General features: G+C 63.3%; 13 protein-coding genes and 1 pseudogene. 5 read left to right on the top strand and 9 right to left on the bottom strand.

Translation table 11 applies throughout. The features are described 5' to 3' along the window. Window positions 1-284: 284 nt before the first annotated feature. From AC1DWI_RS02530 to AC1DWI_RS02520, 3 genes are all read right to left on the bottom strand, one after another. Window positions 285-743, bottom strand: a complete 459-nt coding sequence (locus AC1DWI_RS02530; protein ID WP_092132085.1) for an Lrp/AsnC family transcriptional regulator — start codon at window positions 741-743, stop codon at window positions 285-287. 562 nt (window positions 744-1,305) lie between these two features. After that, on the bottom strand, window positions 1,306-3,438 hold the full coding sequence (locus AC1DWI_RS02525) for a sensor histidine kinase (RefSeq protein WP_477724327.1): 2,133 nt from the start codon (window positions 3,436-3,438) through the stop codon (window positions 1,306-1,308). After that, window positions 3,435-4,160, bottom strand: a complete 726-nt coding sequence (locus AC1DWI_RS02520) for a response regulator transcription factor (RefSeq protein ID WP_477668700.1) — start codon at window positions 4,158-4,160, stop codon at window positions 3,435-3,437. Before AC1DWI_RS02520 ends, AC1DWI_RS02525 begins: the two co-directional genes overlap by 4 nt. Window positions 4,161-4,368: 208 nt before the next feature. Here AC1DWI_RS02520 and AC1DWI_RS02515 point away from each other — a divergent pair, with 208 nt between their 5' ends. Both AC1DWI_RS02515 and AC1DWI_RS02510 read left to right on the top strand, forming a co-directional pair. Further along, window positions 4,369-5,652: an SPFH domain-containing protein gene (locus AC1DWI_RS02515; protein WP_477724326.1), complete on the top strand. Its 1,284-nt coding sequence runs from the start codon at window positions 4,369-4,371 to the stop codon at window positions 5,650-5,652. After that, window positions 5,652-7,076 (top strand): hypothetical protein, encoded by a 1,425-nt coding sequence (locus AC1DWI_RS02510; protein ID WP_477668702.1) that lies wholly within the window; start codon window positions 5,652-5,654, stop codon window positions 7,074-7,076. The genes AC1DWI_RS02515 and AC1DWI_RS02510 overlap by 1 nt, the downstream gene beginning before the upstream one ends. A gap of 18 nt (window positions 7,077-7,094) precedes the next feature. On the opposite strand, the gene AC1DWI_RS02505 is transcribed toward AC1DWI_RS02510, so the two are convergent. Further along, window positions 7,095-7,937: a creatininase family protein gene (locus tag AC1DWI_RS02505; protein ID WP_477668703.1), complete on the bottom strand. Its 843-nt coding sequence runs from the start codon at window positions 7,935-7,937 to the stop codon at window positions 7,095-7,097. Between the two features lie 167 nt (window positions 7,938-8,104). Continuing rightward, window positions 8,105-8,332 (bottom strand): annotated as a pseudogene (locus AC1DWI_RS02500) (IS1595 family transposase); the annotation flags it as partial. Window positions 8,333-8,560: 228 nt separating this feature from the next. Here AC1DWI_RS02500 and AC1DWI_RS02495 point away from each other — a divergent pair. Beyond that, entirely contained in the window at window positions 8,561-8,773 is a 213-nt protein-coding gene (locus AC1DWI_RS02495) for a hypothetical protein (RefSeq protein WP_477666459.1), read from the top strand. A gap of 98 nt (window positions 8,774-8,871) precedes the next feature. Here the strand turns inward: AC1DWI_RS02495 and ubiA are convergent, their stop codons facing one another. The 4 genes from ubiA to recG form a co-directional block, all read right to left on the bottom strand. Next, window positions 8,872-9,732, bottom strand: a complete 861-nt coding sequence (ubiA, locus tag AC1DWI_RS02490; protein ID WP_477668704.1) for a 4-hydroxybenzoate octaprenyltransferase — start codon at window positions 9,730-9,732, stop codon at window positions 8,872-8,874. Between the two features lie 13 nt (window positions 9,733-9,745). Then, a complete protein-coding gene (locus AC1DWI_RS02485; RefSeq protein WP_477724325.1) occupies window positions 9,746-10,258 on the bottom strand; it encodes a Dps family protein in 513 nt (170 codons plus the stop codon). Between the two features lie 90 nt (window positions 10,259-10,348). Continuing rightward, window positions 10,349-11,350, bottom strand: coding sequence for a hydrogen peroxide-inducible genes activator (locus AC1DWI_RS02480; protein ID WP_477724324.1), 1,002 nt, complete (start codon window positions 11,348-11,350; stop codon window positions 10,349-10,351). A 47-nt stretch (window positions 11,351-11,397) separates the two neighbouring features. Then, complete coding sequence (gene recG / locus AC1DWI_RS02475; protein WP_477724323.1) at window positions 11,398-13,548, bottom strand: ATP-dependent DNA helicase RecG; 2,151 nt, start codon at window positions 13,546-13,548, stop codon at window positions 11,398-11,400. A 17-nt stretch (window positions 13,549-13,565) separates the two neighbouring features. Here recG and queA point away from each other — a divergent pair, with 17 nt between their 5' ends. Both queA and AC1DWI_RS02465 read left to right on the top strand, forming a co-directional pair. Continuing rightward, a complete protein-coding gene (queA, locus tag AC1DWI_RS02470; protein WP_477668708.1) occupies window positions 13,566-14,627 on the top strand; it encodes a tRNA preQ1(34) S-adenosylmethionine ribosyltransferase-isomerase QueA in 1,062 nt (353 codons plus the stop codon). A gap of 42 nt (window positions 14,628-14,669) precedes the next feature. Beyond that, on the top strand, window positions 14,670-15,099 hold a 430-nt coding region (locus AC1DWI_RS02465; protein ID WP_477724322.1), incomplete at its 3' end, for a tRNA-guanine transglycosylase.

Here is a 15,099-nt window from a genome sequence, read left to right as displayed (position 1 = left end):
GGGTCTTGTTGGGTTTGGGCAGGGTTGGATTGGCGCCCATCCCGGCCTCCGGCGGCAACAGGGCCGTGTCGCCGCACGCGGCCAGCGTACAGGCGCATGCCGCGCACAACGCCAGAACATGCCAGACGCGTTGACGGGCAATCGATTGCATAAAACCCCCTGATGAAATGACGGCAATGCCAGCGCCCTGTATGGTGCGGGGCATTCGTCAGTGTGGGCGGGTGAGGTCCGCGCAGCTGTCAGCCGGCCTCACCGACCACTGTCAGCGCTGACCTTCGCCTGGCTCAGCCGGGCAGCAGCGGCAGGTCGGCCTTCTTCAGCGTGCGCAGTACAAAGCTGGATTTGCTGTGGCGTATGCCCTTGATCTTGTAGAGCCGCTCGCGCAGCAGGCGCTCGTAGTCCTTGGTGTCGTGCACGGCAATGCGCAGCAGGTAGTCGTATTCACCGGACACCAGGTAAGCCTCTATCACTTCGGGAATGGCTGCCAGCGTTTCACCGAATTTCTCCAGCGTGTTGTCGGAGTGGCTGTCGAGCGTGACCTGCACCATCACCGTGTCGCCCAGGCCCAGCGCCTGCGCATTGAGCCGCACGGTGTAGCCCTCAATCACCCCAGCCTCCTCCATCTTCTTGATGCGGCCCCAGCAGGGCGAGGGGCTCAGGCCGACGGCCTGGCCGATGTCTTGCAGGCTGGTGCGCGCGTCAGCCTGCAAAACCTGAAGGATTTTCCGGTCTAAAGTGTCCATTCAGGTAATTTATCTGAAATTGGCCGTTTTACAGATTTTTTATCTGTTTATGGGAAATTCAACAGCAAATCAGGCAAATTATTCGGCCCTACCCGCGAGATACTTTCTTACATGGCAGCGGGCTTACCGGTCCGCCTGGCAAGACAAGGCCCCCAGTGAGTTACCGCTCACTGGGGGCTTTGATTTTTATTCCATTGCTAATTCGCCGCGATAGGTCGTTACGCCGCCTTGCCGTGCCAGGGCCTGTCAATGCCATTTATGCARATGCGAATGGGGTGAAAACGGTGCCAATCAAGGCGCGCGACGAMKCCCAGACCGGGAGTCTGGGTGAGGAGCGCAACGCCGAGTGGCGCCGTTTTCRCCCCATTCCCTCCGGGTTGCGMTCAAAAAGGCCTTGCGCGGCGTTGCAAAGCCTTGACGGGGTCTACCCCGCCTGCGTTTTGCGCCTTGCTCAAGGCCTTTTTGACTCGCAACGCATCTGCATAAATGGCATTGGCAGGCCCTAAGCACTGTCTGCGGCGGCGCGCCTACTCTCGCAGCGAATTAGCAATGGAATCAGGGATCAGCCGACAGCGCACTGCAGGCGCAACTCCAGGCAAACGCCGCTGTCCCGGTTGTGCGCGGTGATGGTGCCGCCCATCTTGGCCATATAGGTTTTGGCGACAAACAGGCCCTGCCCGCGCTGTCCCGCGGCGCCGGTATCTGGCTGGTCAGACACGCCGTATTCGAAAACCTTGTCCAGCAGGCCGGCCTCGATCTGCGGGCCCAGGTTGCTGATGGTGATGAGCGCCTCGGGCGCGGTGCCTTCCTGTGCCTGCTGCGACAGCGTGATGCGGATCAGGCTGCCGGGCAAACGGTAGCGATCAGCATTGCGCAGCACATGCGACACGACATCTTCCAGCGAATACTCGTCGGCACGCACCCTGACCGGCTGGACCAGCGGATCAAAGGCCACACCGGGAATGCCCGCGGCCGCAGCGTTGCGCGCCACGTGGCTCAGGAACTCATTGGCATCCAGCGTCTGCACATTGAGCGCGGTGGATTCAAAGGCTTCACTGGGCGATGCGCTGCCGTAGAGCACGCGCACGGCCTGCTGCATGCGGCTGATGTAACGGTGCGCGGGGTCGTCGGCGCTTCCGTGCAGCACCATGAGCGATTGCAGGGGCGACATGATTTCATGGCCTACCGCGTGCCAGGTGTCTTTTTCCTGGGCGACCCGGATCTGCTCGCGGCGCACGTCTTCGTTCACGCGCTGCAGCAGGTCTTGCAGGCCGCCGGCCAGCACACCCAGCTCGTCGCCGCCACGCAGGTCGGCCAGGTCAACCGTTGCCAGGTTGTCGCTGGCGCGCACGCCCTTGGACACGGTGGCCGCGCGGCGGGTGAGTTCGGTGATGCGGCGGATGATCCGCAGCTCAATGGCCAGCCAGGTCACAAAGATGGCCAGCAGCATGCCGCCCACAAACCAGGACACGCGGGTGGCCACGGCCGTGAGGGCCTTGTTGACGCTGCGAATGTCACCGGTCAGCGAGAGTTCATAACGCCCGAGTGGTGTGCTGATGATGTCGGCGCTCGTGACGGGTGCGTCATAACCGTCCACTTGCAGCCGGCGTATCAACCACGCAATCAGGGGCGAGGACCGCTCCGTCGTCTCCGCGCCGGACAGCGACACGACGTCCGAGCTGACACCCGCGCTGCCCATCCTGCGGATGCGCAGCTTCTCGCCGGGCAGCAGCAAAGGGGTCAGCTCAGACCACGAAAAAGGCGCAGTGGCGCCCCCGGCATTGCTGTCGAACAGAGGCTTTCCCTCGCCGGGAGCCAGCATTTCCACCTGCACCTTGATCTGGTCCAGATCGGCCGGCGGCCAGACGATGCCCGCGGGCCCTTTGGRGAACAGAGCCTCGCGAAACAGCTCAACCGGCAGGCGCACGCTGACAAAGGCACGCCGGGCGCAATCCGGGTCTGCCGCCAGCGTGCCGTCCACGCAGCGGCTGTCTTGCCAAAGCCAGCCGCGAAAGTCGCGCACGGGCCGGCTGGCTGGGGTGATCGGGTTGTCGTCCGAAAACCCCACCAGGCGCCCCCTGGCATTGGCAAAAGGCGAGGCGTTGCGGCCCTCGTCCGTGGCCTGCATGGCCTGGAAAGGCGCGATCCAGCGGTAGCGCTGTCCGCGCATGTCGACCGTGATGCGGGCGCGGTGCGCCTGGCTTAAATCCAGCGTTCCAGAGGTGTGCGACACCAGGGGCCCGCTGTTGAAGCTGCCGACGGCATAGAGAAAACCGCCGGCAAAGGGGTTGTTGCCGACGGCCACGCACATCGACGCCGCGTCGGGGTATTGCACCAGGCAGCCGGCCATCTCCACTGCCTGCTGGGCCTTGTTGCGATCGTCAAAATCGAGGGCCGAAAAAGGCAACACCAGCGGGCGCAGCGGCGTCACCTCATGCTCGTAGGCCGTGGGGTTGAGCAGCACCAGTTGGCCGGTGGGATGGCGCAGCTTGGCGGCGATCTGCGCCTGGTTTTTGCGAAAGCCGTCCTGGTAATTGCGGTAGCTTCGCTCCTTTTCGTCTTGCAACACGGCGATGGCCAGGGCGACGGTGGCCAATGCCAGCAGAAAAAAAGCGCCGCGAAAAAATACGCGCAGCCCGAAGGGTACGCGCGCCGGCAGCAGGCGCTCGACATCCAGGCGTGTGGGCAGCTTCACGGCTTGCCTCTGCCGCGCGGGGGCTCCGCCGCCTCGGCCCAGCGAAAGCCTCGCATCGGGATGTTTTCAATGCCGTCAAAGGCCGCATCGATTTCCTTGAACGCGTCGCGAATCGTGCTGACGTGCTTGCGGATGTTGTCGCGGTTGCGGCCGCTCTTGACCACCTGGTACAGGTCGTCATAGCTCACCACCTCGCCGCGGCGCGCGTGCAGCGCCGCCAGGATGCGTTGCGCCGTCAGCGGCAGGTTCACGCGCTGACCGCGCCAGATAGCCGTGTTCTGTCGCAGCGGGTCCAGCTGCAGCTCCTGGCTGTCTGCGGCGGGCGCCTTGCCTTCCGGCTTCGTTTTGGCGGTGCGCAGGATGTCGAGGAAAGTTTCGATGAAGTCGGCTTCTTCAAACGTGGTCTTTTGCAGGTAGTCCCAAGCGTCCAGCGCTTTCATGATGCTGCGGTAAATGGCAGCGGGCATGGCGGACACCACCAGCACGGGCGTACCCTGCCGCTGCTTGTTGATGGCGTTGATGATGGCCACGCCGGCATGGCGTTCGCGCCCCAGTTCGATGTCCAGCACCACCGCGTCATAGCCTTCGCGGGCAACGGCGGCCTCGGCGTCGTCGCGGTTGAACCATTGGTCGACCTGGATGCCCGGACGGGCCGATTCAATCCAGCCCTTGAGCTGGTTGCTCATGGGCAGGTCGTCTTCGATCACGGCAATTTTGGTCATGAGGCCTCAAGAGGATGGGGTGTCGCCATTATGGGTGTGGCCTGCGCCAGGCCGTGTGAGTGTTTCTTCCGTTGGCGGAGGGTTGCCGCCGCCAAACCGTGCAAAGACACCGCGCAGGCGCATTGAATGCTCCGGGCCCGATTCGAACAATGGAGGCCAGAGAAAGCGCAACCCGCGCCTCTCGCCAAACCAACCGGAGGAGCCCATCATGAACCCACGCCTTAGCCGTATTTCCCTGCGCATCCGCGCCATCTTTTCCAGGGGGGTGCGCGGCACCCGCCGTATCGCTGCCACAGGGGTGCAGCGCGCCGCCAGCGCCAGCGGCCTGATGATCGCCACCGCCGCGGCGGGCGCGGTCGGCTACCTGCTGTGGGTGCACCCTCCCATGGAGTCGGTGGYGCGCGGCGACGTGGCGATTCGCACCAACCAGCTGACCGGCAGCGTCGACGAATTCCGCGAAGGTTCCTTGCTGCTGCTGCCAGCTCTGCATGAGATGCGCACTTTCTCGCTGCGCGACCAGGTCTACCGCCCTGAAGGCAGCAGCCGGGCCGACGGCCCCTCGCCCTTCCAGTCGATTGAAGGCATGTCGCTGGGAGTGGACATCACGGTGCGTTATGCACTGGATCCCACCAAGGTGAACGCACTGTCGAAAAACCTGCCCGACGACATCGCGGGCCAGATCGTGCAGCCCGCCGTGCAAGGCGTGATCTACAAGACCTTCACGCGCTACACCGTGCGGGAAATTTTCTCGAGCAAGCGTGCCGAAATCCAGCAGCTTATCGAAGCCGAACTCAAACCCAAGCTTGCGGCCGACGGCATCCTGCTGCGCACGGTGCAAATGGGCAAAGTGGACCTGCCCGCGGACTACCGCCAGGGCATGGACAAGCTGCTGGCCGAAGAGCTGGCCACGGAAAAGATGCGCTACACGTTGGCCCTGAAGGAAAAGCGCGTGAAAGAAACCGAGCTGGACGCGATGGCCGAAAAAATACGCCGTGAAACCAATGCGCAGGCCGCCGCCAGCGAACAGGTAATTGCAGCCAAAGCGCAGGAAGAAGCCATGAAACATGTCCTGCCCTTCAAGCAAAAGCAGATCGAGCAGCGTCAACTTGAAGCCGAAGCCGACAAGCAGTCGCGCATCCGCACGGCCGAAGGTAGCGCCCAGGCGCGGCGCATCGAGGCATCGGGTGAAGCCGATTCGCGCCAGAAACTGGCGGATGCCGAAGCCTACCGGCTGGACCGCGTGGGCAAGATCAACAGCGAGCAGATGGCGCGCGAAGGGGTGCTGATCACGCGCCACCCGCTGCTGATCCAGAAGACCATGGCCGACAAACTCAGCGACAAGATCACCGTGATCATCGCCCCGCCCTCCACCAGCGGCGGCTTTGTGGGCGCGGGCCTGCTGGGCGGCGCGCCCAAAGCCGGCCGCACCGTGGCGCAAGCGCCGCGCGGCGCCGGCACGCAAGACCACGACGACAAAGAAGAGGCCGAATAATGATCACCACCGCACTTCTGACCCTGGCCATCGTGACGCAGGACCAGGCCACCCTGCGCGCCGCGCCGCGTGATTCGGCCGCACAGCAGGCGGCCCTGTGGCAAGGCGACGCGCTCGAGATCCGCGGCCAGCGCATGGATTACCTGCAGGTCTACGACCACAGGCGCGAACGCGCAGGCTTCATCCACGTGAGCCAGGTGCGCACGGTCTCGCTGCAGCCCGAGGAAGCGCCGCAGCTGCTCTCGGTGGTGCGCTTCCTCCGCGAAAGCCCGGGCGCTGAAGCCCTGGGCATTGCGTACACGGCCGCTTACCTCAAGGCCGCGCCGGCAGACGCCATAGGCGCGGAAGCCTTTGATGCGTTGGGCACCATGGCCGAACGCCTGGCGCGTCGCGGCTCCATGAAGCACGGCAAGGCCACGAGTGACGTGATCTCTGCGCACATGGAAGTGGCCACCTTTTATGGCGTGAACTTCAAGGGTTATGAGCAGAACGGAAGCATGCAGCTTTGCTACAACGGCGAGGCCTTTCGCCGCGTGCTGGCGCTGCCATCCGACGCCGAGCAGCGCGCGCGCGCCGCACTGGCTGTGACCCGCCCCGATTGCATGAGCCCCGACCTGCATCCGCAGGACCGCTTCACGCAAGACCAGTGGCGCGCCGAAGTGCTGGACAAGGTCAGCGCCGCGCAGTTCGCCCAGTTGTCTGAAGTCAGCAAAAACCGTTTGCGCCTGCGCCGTGCCGGCGTGCACGCCAGCCTGGCGTTTGAGCAGGCGCGCCGGGCCGAAGCACCCACGGCAGCCGCCCAGCGCGCCCTGGCGGAACTCGCAGCGGTGAACAAGCTGGAGCTGACGGACAACGACAGGCAGGACTACAACGACGCGGCGATTCGAGTGGGCGCCTCACGATGGGGCGCTGAAACCGCGCTACCCCGCTTCGCCAGACTGACGGTAGCCACCGAGACGGGCCAGGCCGGCGAAACCTGCGTGGCGCTGTACGAAAACAAGGCCGACGGCAAACCCGGCAAGGAGGCCGTGGCCAGGCGCTGCACCTACGGCATCGTGTGGACCGCGTCCGCCAGCGCCCACCCGGATGGCCAGGCCCTGGCGCTCGCGGTGCAGCCGCTGGACACCTGGCGCGAGCTGTGGGTGTTTCGCAAAAGATCCGGGCAATGGACGATTGAGGTGCTGCCGCCCGCCAGCAATGGCCCCGAGTTGGGCTATGTGGAATTTGCCGGCTGGGTGCGCGGTACGCCTCACATGCTGCTGGCCCGCGAGACCCGCATTGCCGGGCGCCTGCGCCGCAGTTTCGAGGTGGCGCGCATGGACAGCTTGACGGCCGAGAAACAGGCCGGTGACCCGGGAACGCTGGCGGCCTTTGCCCGCTCGCAGGACGCCGCGTGGAAGCGCCAGACCGTGATCCTGCGCTAAATGCCTGCTTGCAAAAGCCTAGAACGCGGTTCTATCGCTCAGCGTATCGGCCGGCAACTGGTCGATCTCCGCCAGCAGCCGCGCCAGGCTGCGGCCCGCAGCACCCAGCAAGGCACGGCCCTTTTCCGCTGTGGCCACAGCGGCATTGCCAACGGCGCCTTGCGGGTTGTAGTCCTGCATCTGCCAGGCCAGCTTGGCGCTGCGGCCGTCACCCAGGATGCTGTACTTCGCAGCCCTGTCCTGTGAAGTGGAGTGAAAGTTCTGCGCCTTGGCCATGTCGACCTGATCCGGCTTGAGCGCCAGCATCATGGAGGTTTCGATCTCGCCGGCGTGGATGCCGAAGCGGTGCTCTTCGGCACTGAACAAATCATTCACGGACTTGCCATCCTCACCTGTGAGCGGCAGGTTGAACCAGTTCACGCTGTAGACCAGCATGCCCAGCCGGGCTCGCAGGTCGCGCGCCACCACATCCAGCAGGCCAACCTGGCCGCCGTGCGAATTGAGCAGCACCAATTTCTTGACMCCCGTTTGCGCAACGGATTCGGCCAGCTCAGTCCAGAGCCGGATCACGGTCTCGGCTTTTAGCGTGAGCGTGCCGGCAAAGCGATCGTGCTCGGGGCTAAAGCCCACCGCCTGCGTGGGCAAAAACAGCACCGGCTGCGTTGGGGGTAAATGCGGCAAGGCGGCTGCAATCACACCTTCCACCAACGTCGCATCCACATTAAGCGGCAGGTGCGGGCCGTGCTGCTCCACCGCGGCCACCGGCAGCACCGCAATACAGCGGGCCAGGTCCAGACGCGAAAAGTCAGGGCTTTTCAGGTCGGACCAGAAACGGGGGGGGTTGGCTGCATCGAAGGTCATGGAGGGTATTTTGAGCTATCTGGCGATGCCGGGGGCTGGGGACTTCTGGCTGGTGGCGAATCGAAACAGTTCTGACGAGCGGGCAAATCCCCAGGCTCTGGCGGCTCAACCGAGCGTGAAAGCGCACCGATCGCCATCAATCGGGGGCTTGAGAAGCAAAAATCCCGTTAAAGAGGATTGTTTCCCGGCAAGGATAGCAGCGACTTGTACAGGCTGCKGTGGCGTTGGTTCGACCTGAACCCGGTTTCCTTCAAGTGCAGGTAGAAGGTATGCCTGTGTGCACCGCTGAACTGCACCAGACGTCGCTTGGCATAGCGCCAGAAGCTCTCGATACCGTTGACGTGAACTGAACCCCGGGCAAACTCATTGTTGCCGCGGTTGACCCGCAGGTGTCTTCTGGTGATGAACTTTGCCTCTTAAGCCCTTGAATTAATAGCAATATGATTCTTCTGCCGTGGCGGCACGTGGCCATGGGATTTGCGGATGACCGCGGCCGGGCAAGTCAACCGCCTTGCGAGGGAAGACGTTGAAGAAGAGCGTCTGTCACGGCTGCCCTGGTCCTTCGTGGACAGTTCACCCGGCAACACCCGCACCATAACTTTTCCAACATCCGGAGCTTCCCCATGAACAAATTACTGTCCACCCTCATCAGCGCAGCCGTCCTCGCCATGCCCCTGGCCGTGATCTCCACGCCAGCAGCGGCCCAGGCCGCCGCACCCGCAGCAGCCCCTGCCGCCGCACCAGCCGAAAAAGCCGCCGCGCCCACAAAAGCCAAGGCAAAAGCCAAACACAAGGTCAAGCACAAGGCCAAGGCAAAAGCCAAAAAATCGGTGTAATTCGCGGATGAAGTTCCGCTGAGCCCTTGATCAGGCGTCAGGAATTGAAAAAGCCCGCAGATGCGGGCTTTTTTATGGCCGTCTGTTTCGGCGCAGGCTCAACGGCCCAGGTACGACAGCGCAATTCCCGCAAATACCGTAAAGCCCAGCCAATGGTTGAGCCGAAACGCCTTGAAACAGTCATCGCGCTCGCGCTTGCGGATCAGCCAGCCGTGCCACAGCGCCTGCCCGAGCGCCACCGCAATTGCTATTAAATAAATAGCTGCTTGCGCAATATCCATAAGGGTTACAGCCCAAATTAACAGAAAAATCAGGTAACTGAGCATGACACCCGCCACATCGAACCGCCCCAGCGTGATGGCCGACGTTTTCATGCCGATCTTCAAGTCGTCGTCACGGTCGACCATGGCGTATTCCGTGTCGTAGGCAATCACCCAGAACAGGTTGCCCAGCAACAGTACCCAGGCCAGCAGCGGAACGCGCGACTGCACGGCGGCAAACGCCATCGGAATGCCAAAGCTGAAAGCGACCCCCAGCACCGCCTGCGGCATGGAGACATAACGCTTGGCATACGGATAGACCAGCGTGACCGCCAGCGCGGCGAATGACCAGGCAATGGTGACGACATTGGTGGTGAGTACCAGCCCGAAAGCCAGCAAAGCCAGCACGGCGCCGAGAATCAGGGCCTCTCTGACAGAAAGGGCGCCGCTGGTCACGGGCCGCTGCGCCGTGCGTTTGACATGCCGGTCAAAATCACGGTCGGCCACATCGTTGACACAGCAGCCGGCACTGCGCATGAGGAAAGTGCCCAAGCTGAACACGACCACAAGGTGCCAGCCCGGAAAGCCGTGCGAAGCCACCCAGAGCGCCGACAGGGTGGGCCACAGCAGCAGCAACCAGCCCGCCGGGCGATTCCAGCGGATCAACTGCAAATAGAAGTCGAGTTTTTGTTTCAACAAGCCAGGCGGCACCTTACTCTTCGAGCAAGGAGCGCAGCATCCAGGCGGTCTGCTCGTGCACTGTCAGGCGCTGCGTCAGCAAGTCGGCCGTCGGCTCGTCGCTGGCCTTGTCGGCCAGTGGAAACAATTCGCGCGCCGTGCGTGCGACGGCCTCATGGCCCTGCACCAGGATGCGCACCATTTCCAGCGCCTTGGGCGGCACCAAAGGCACATCGGKAATCGATGCCAGCTTGCTGAACTGGGCGTAGGAGCCCGGCGCGGGATGGCCCAGGGAGCGGATACGCTCCGCCACCGGATCGACGGCTGCCCACAATTCGGTGTACTGCGTCATGAACATCAGGTGCAGCGTGTTGAACATCGGCCCCGTCACGTTCCAGTGGAAGTTATGTGTGGTCAAGTACAACGTGTAGGTGTCGGCCAGCAGGCGGCTCAGGCCCTTGGCGATCGCTGCGCGGTCTTTTTCATTGATGCCGATATTGATGGAGGGTGCGGGTTTTCCTGCGGGCTTGGTCGATGTTTTGGCCATGGTGTTTCCTTTTTAAAGATTCTGGGACAACTTTACGAAATCAGGGAAGGGGCTGCAACAGCCGGGCTCAATGCCGGCCATAGACGGCGTTCACGACAGGCGATTGACGCCGGGCAGCTCGCACGCATAAATGGCATTGCGCAGCGCAGCGATCGCTTCGTACCGGGTAAAGCTGCGGCGCCACGCCAGCACCACGCGCCGGCTCGGCACATCGCCTGCGAAGGGCAGGTATTTGATGAACGAGGGTTGCTCTGCTGCCACCTTGCTGCGGCTTGCGGCCGTTTTCCCCTTGGCGGGTTTCCTGGCAGTTGCGGCCTGCTCGGCCAGCGCCTCCTTGGGCACGCCCAGGCGGGGAACCAGCGTGATGCCCATGCCCGCCGCCACCATATGCTTGATGGTTTCCAGCGACGAACCTTCAAAGCTTTTGCTGATGCCTTCGGCGCTGCTGGAAAAGCGTGCAAATTCGGGGCAAACCTCGAGCACGTGGTCGCGAAAGCAATGGCCGGTCCCCAGCAGCAGCATGGTTTCCTTCTTGAGCTCCTCAGCCGTCACGCTCTTGCGTGACGCCAGCGCATGGGCGCTGGGCACCGCCGCCATGAAAGGCTCGTCATACAGCGGCGCAATGGCCAGGTTGGTGTCGGGAAAGGGCTCGGCCAGGATGGCGCAGTCAATTTCACCGGTACGCAACTCTTCCAGCAACTTGACGGTGAAGTTTTCCTGCAGCATCAGCGGCATCTGCGGCGTATGCGCAATCGCCTGGCGCACCAGGTCAGGCAACAGGTAGGGGCCAATCGTGTAGATCACGCCCAGCCGCAGCGCACCGGCCAGCGGGTCTTTGCCGCGCTTGGCAATTTCACGGATGTTGTCGRCTTGCTCCAGCACGCTCTGGGCCTGGCGCACGATTTCTTCGCCCAGAGGCGTCACGGTGATTTCGTTGGCGTTACGCTCAAAAAGCTTGACCTGCAGCTCTTCCTCCAGCTTCTTGATGGCCACGCTGAGTGTGGGCTGCGAGACGTGACAGGCGTCGGCGCCCTTGCCGAAATGCTTTTCCCGGGCAACAGCGACGATGTATTTGAGTTCGGTCAGCGTCATGGGCTTATTGTGCTGCTTTTCTCAATCGCTGCATCGCCGGATGTTGCTTAGGCCTTCAGGTAATCGGCTTTGCCACCCAGCCAGCGCAGGATGTGCCGGTGAGCCAGTTCCGTATGCCGGTCCAGCATCAGCGGCGCCCGCTCGCGTGCCCAGGCCAGCAGCGCGGCATCGGTCTCGAGGTCGGCAAACCGCAGCAGCGGCGCCCCCGACTGCCGCGCCCCCAGGAATTCGCCGGGCCCGCGGATTTCCAGGTCGCGCCGGGCGATTTCGAAGCCATCATTGGTTTGCGCCATGGCTTTGAGGCGTTCGCGCGCCATCTCGCCGAGCCGGGACGCTTCGCCGGTCGAATACAACAGCACGCAGGCCGACGCAGCCGCGCCGCGCCCGACCCGACCGCGTAACTGGTGCAACTGGCTCAGGCCGAAGCGCTCGGCATGCTCGATCACCATCAGCGAAGCATTGGGCACGTCAACGCCCACCTCGATCACCGTCGTACTCACCAGCACGCCCATTTTCCCGGCGGTGAACTGGCTCATGACGGCCTTCTTTTCTGCAACCGGCATGCGAGAGTGCAGCAGTCCTACAGCGACACCGGGCAAGGCTGCACTCAATGCTTCATGCGTTTGCGTGGCATTGACCAGGTCGATGGACTCGCTTTCCTCGATCAGTGGGCAGACCCAGTAAATCTGCCGCCCTTCCGCCAGCTGCCCGCGTATGCGCGTGATCACTTCATCACGCCGTGCGTCGCTCACCACCTTGGTCACGATGGGCGTGCGGCCGGGCGGCAGCTCGTCGATGGTGGAGACGTCAAGGTCGGCGTAATAACTCATCGCCAGCGTGCGCGGAATCGGTGTAGCAGTCATCATCAAAAGATGGGGTTCCTGCCCACCTTCAGTCATTTTGCTGCGCAGGGCCAGCCGCTGCGCCACGCCAAAGCGGTGCTGCTCGTCGATGATGGCGAGCGCCAGGTTTTTGAACTTCACCTTGTCCTGGATCACAGCGTGCGTGCCTATGACCAGGCCGGCCTCCCCGCTCTCGATCAACGCCAGCATCTCGCGCCGCTCTTTTGTTTTCTGGCTGCCGGTCAGCCAGGCGGTCTTGATGCCCAGCGGCTCCAGYCAGCCGATCAGTTTGCTGAAATGCTGCTCGGCCAGGATTTCCGTAGGCGCCATCAGCGCACATTGCCAGCCCGCGTCGATGCAGCGTGCCGCGGCCAGTGCCGCCACCACCGTTTTGCCGGCGCCCACGTCGCCCTGTAACAGGCGGTGCATGGGGATGCTTTTTTTCAGGTCCGCCTCAATCTCGTTGCACACGCGCTGCTGCGCGGCGGTCAGCCGGAAAGGCAGGCGCTCCAGCAATTGGTCATGCAGCGTGCACTGCGTGCCGCGCACGGGTGGGCCCGCCAGCGAAGGTGCGCGCATGGCTGCGCGTATGCGCCGGGCCTGCAGCTGCGACAGCTGCTGGGCCAGCAGCTCTTCGGCCTTGAGCCGCTGCCAGGCCGGATGGCTGCGGTCTTCCAGTGTGGCCAGCGAGACATCTGGCGTGGGGTGATGCAAAAACTGTAGCGCCTCGCGCAGGCCCCATAAGGGCTGCAGCCTGTTTTCACCTAAAACTTCAGGCGGAAAGGTCTCGCGGAGATCAGCCCGCGCCAGGCCGCTGAGCACGGCTTTGCGCAGGTAGGTTTGCGGCAGTCCGGCCACGGTGGGATACACCGGCGTCAGCGCGCCGGGCAGCTCGCCGCCGGCCAGCCTGAAGCTGGGGTGGATCATTTCACGGCTGAGAAAGCCGCCGCGGATTTCACCCCGCACCCGAACATGGGCGCCTGTGCTCAGCGTTTTCTGGTGGGCCGGGTAAAAATTGATGAAGCGCAGCACGCAGGTGTCGCTGCCGTCGTCTACCGTCACCCGCAGCTGCCGGCGCGGGCGAAAGGCGATCTCGCTGTGCGTCACCTGGCCTTCGATTTGCACCAGATCGCCGTCGCGCGCGTCCGCCAGCCGCACGATGCGGGTTTCATCCTCGTAGCGCAGGGGCAGGTGCAAGGCCAGATCGATGTCGCGGCGCAGGCCCAGCTTCTCGAGCGCTTTTTGCGCGGGTGATTTGGGCGAGGCTTTTTCAGCCTTGGCCTGAGGCGCGGCCGTGTTCCCGGCCGCGGCCTCAGGCGGGACAGTTTTTCGGACGGAGGCACCAGGAGGCGACATGGGACAATTGTGCCTTCATGAGCACCCATTTCACCCTCAGCGATTTTGATTTCACGCTGCCCGAAGAACTCATTGCCCAAAACCCTGCCGCCCAGCGCAGCGGCTCGCGCCTGCTTGACGGGCGTGAAGACCTGCCAGTGGACCGACGGTTCACCGAACTCCCCGGCCTGCTGCTGCCGGGCGACCTGCTGGTGTTCAACGACACCAAAGTCGTCAAAGCCCGGCTCTTCGGCCAGAAAGCCAGCGGCGGCAAACTGGAACTGCTGATCGAACGCGTGCTGTCGCCCCACGCGGATGCCGGCCATGAAGTCGCCGCCCACATGAAGGTCAGCAAAAAGCCCCTGCCGGGCGCGGTGCTGCAAATGGACGGTGGCTTCACCGCCACGCTGCTGGGCCGCTGGCCCGAGGAAAGCGGGCCACTTTACCGCTTCCGCCTGAGCAGCGACCCGTATGCGCTGATGGCGCAGCACGGCCACGTACCRCTGCCGCCCTACATTACCCATACCGACTCCGCGGACGACGAGCAGCGCTACCAGACGGTGTTTGCCAAAAACCCGGGCGCCGTRGCCGCGCCCACCGCGGCACTGCATTTCGATGAAGCCATATTGGCGCAGCTCGAAGCGCGTGGCATCCGGCGCGCCAGCGTGACGCTGCATGTGGGTGCCGGCACTTTCCAGCCCGTCAAGGCCGAAAACATTGCCGACCACACCATGCATTTCGAACGTTTTGAGATTCCCGTAGCGACGCAACAGGCCATCGCCGCCTGCAAGGCGCGTGGCGGCCGCGTGGTGGCCGTGGGCACCACCACCGTGCGGGCGCTGGAGTCGCACGCCAAATTCGGTCCCGACTGCAACGACACCAACATCTTCATCACCCCGGGCTTTGAATTTGCCGTGGTAGACCTGCTGCTGACCAACTTTCACCTGCCCAAAAGCACGCTGATGATGCTGGTCAGCGCGTTTTCAGGCTACGAACACATCATGGCGCTGTACCGGCATGCGATTGCCGGGCGATACCGCTTTTTCAGCTATGGCGATGCCATGCTGCTGACCCGTAAAACCCCTCTGGGGAACACCTGAGGGTGCCTGAATCTCCCCGCGTACACCTGCGACAATCCCAAGATGCTCGAATTTGAAGTTCTGAAGACCGATGCTCCGGCTGGCGAAGGCGCCGGCGCCTACCTCGGTTCCTACGCCCGGCGCGGCAAACTGACGCTCAACCACGGTGTGGTGCAAACCCCCATCTTCATGCCCGTCGGCACCTATGGCACGGTCAAAGGCGTGATGCCGCAGTCACTGCACGACATGGGCGCGCAAATCATCCTGGGCAACACCTTTCACCTCTGGATGCGCCCAGGCCTCGACGTGATGCAGCAGTTCGGCGGCCTGCACAAGTTTGAAAGCTGGAACAAGCCCATCCTCACCGACAGCGGCGGTTTCCAGGTCTGGTCGCTGGGCGAAATGCGCAAGATTTCGGAAGAAGGTGTGAAGTTCGCCTCGCCCGTCAACGGCGACAAGCTCTTTTTGACGCCCGAAATCTCGATGCAGATCC

The sequence above is a fragment of the Polaromonas sp. P3_C2 genome (assembly GCF_056402675.1).
This window is presented reverse-complemented; position numbering and strand designations above follow the sequence as displayed.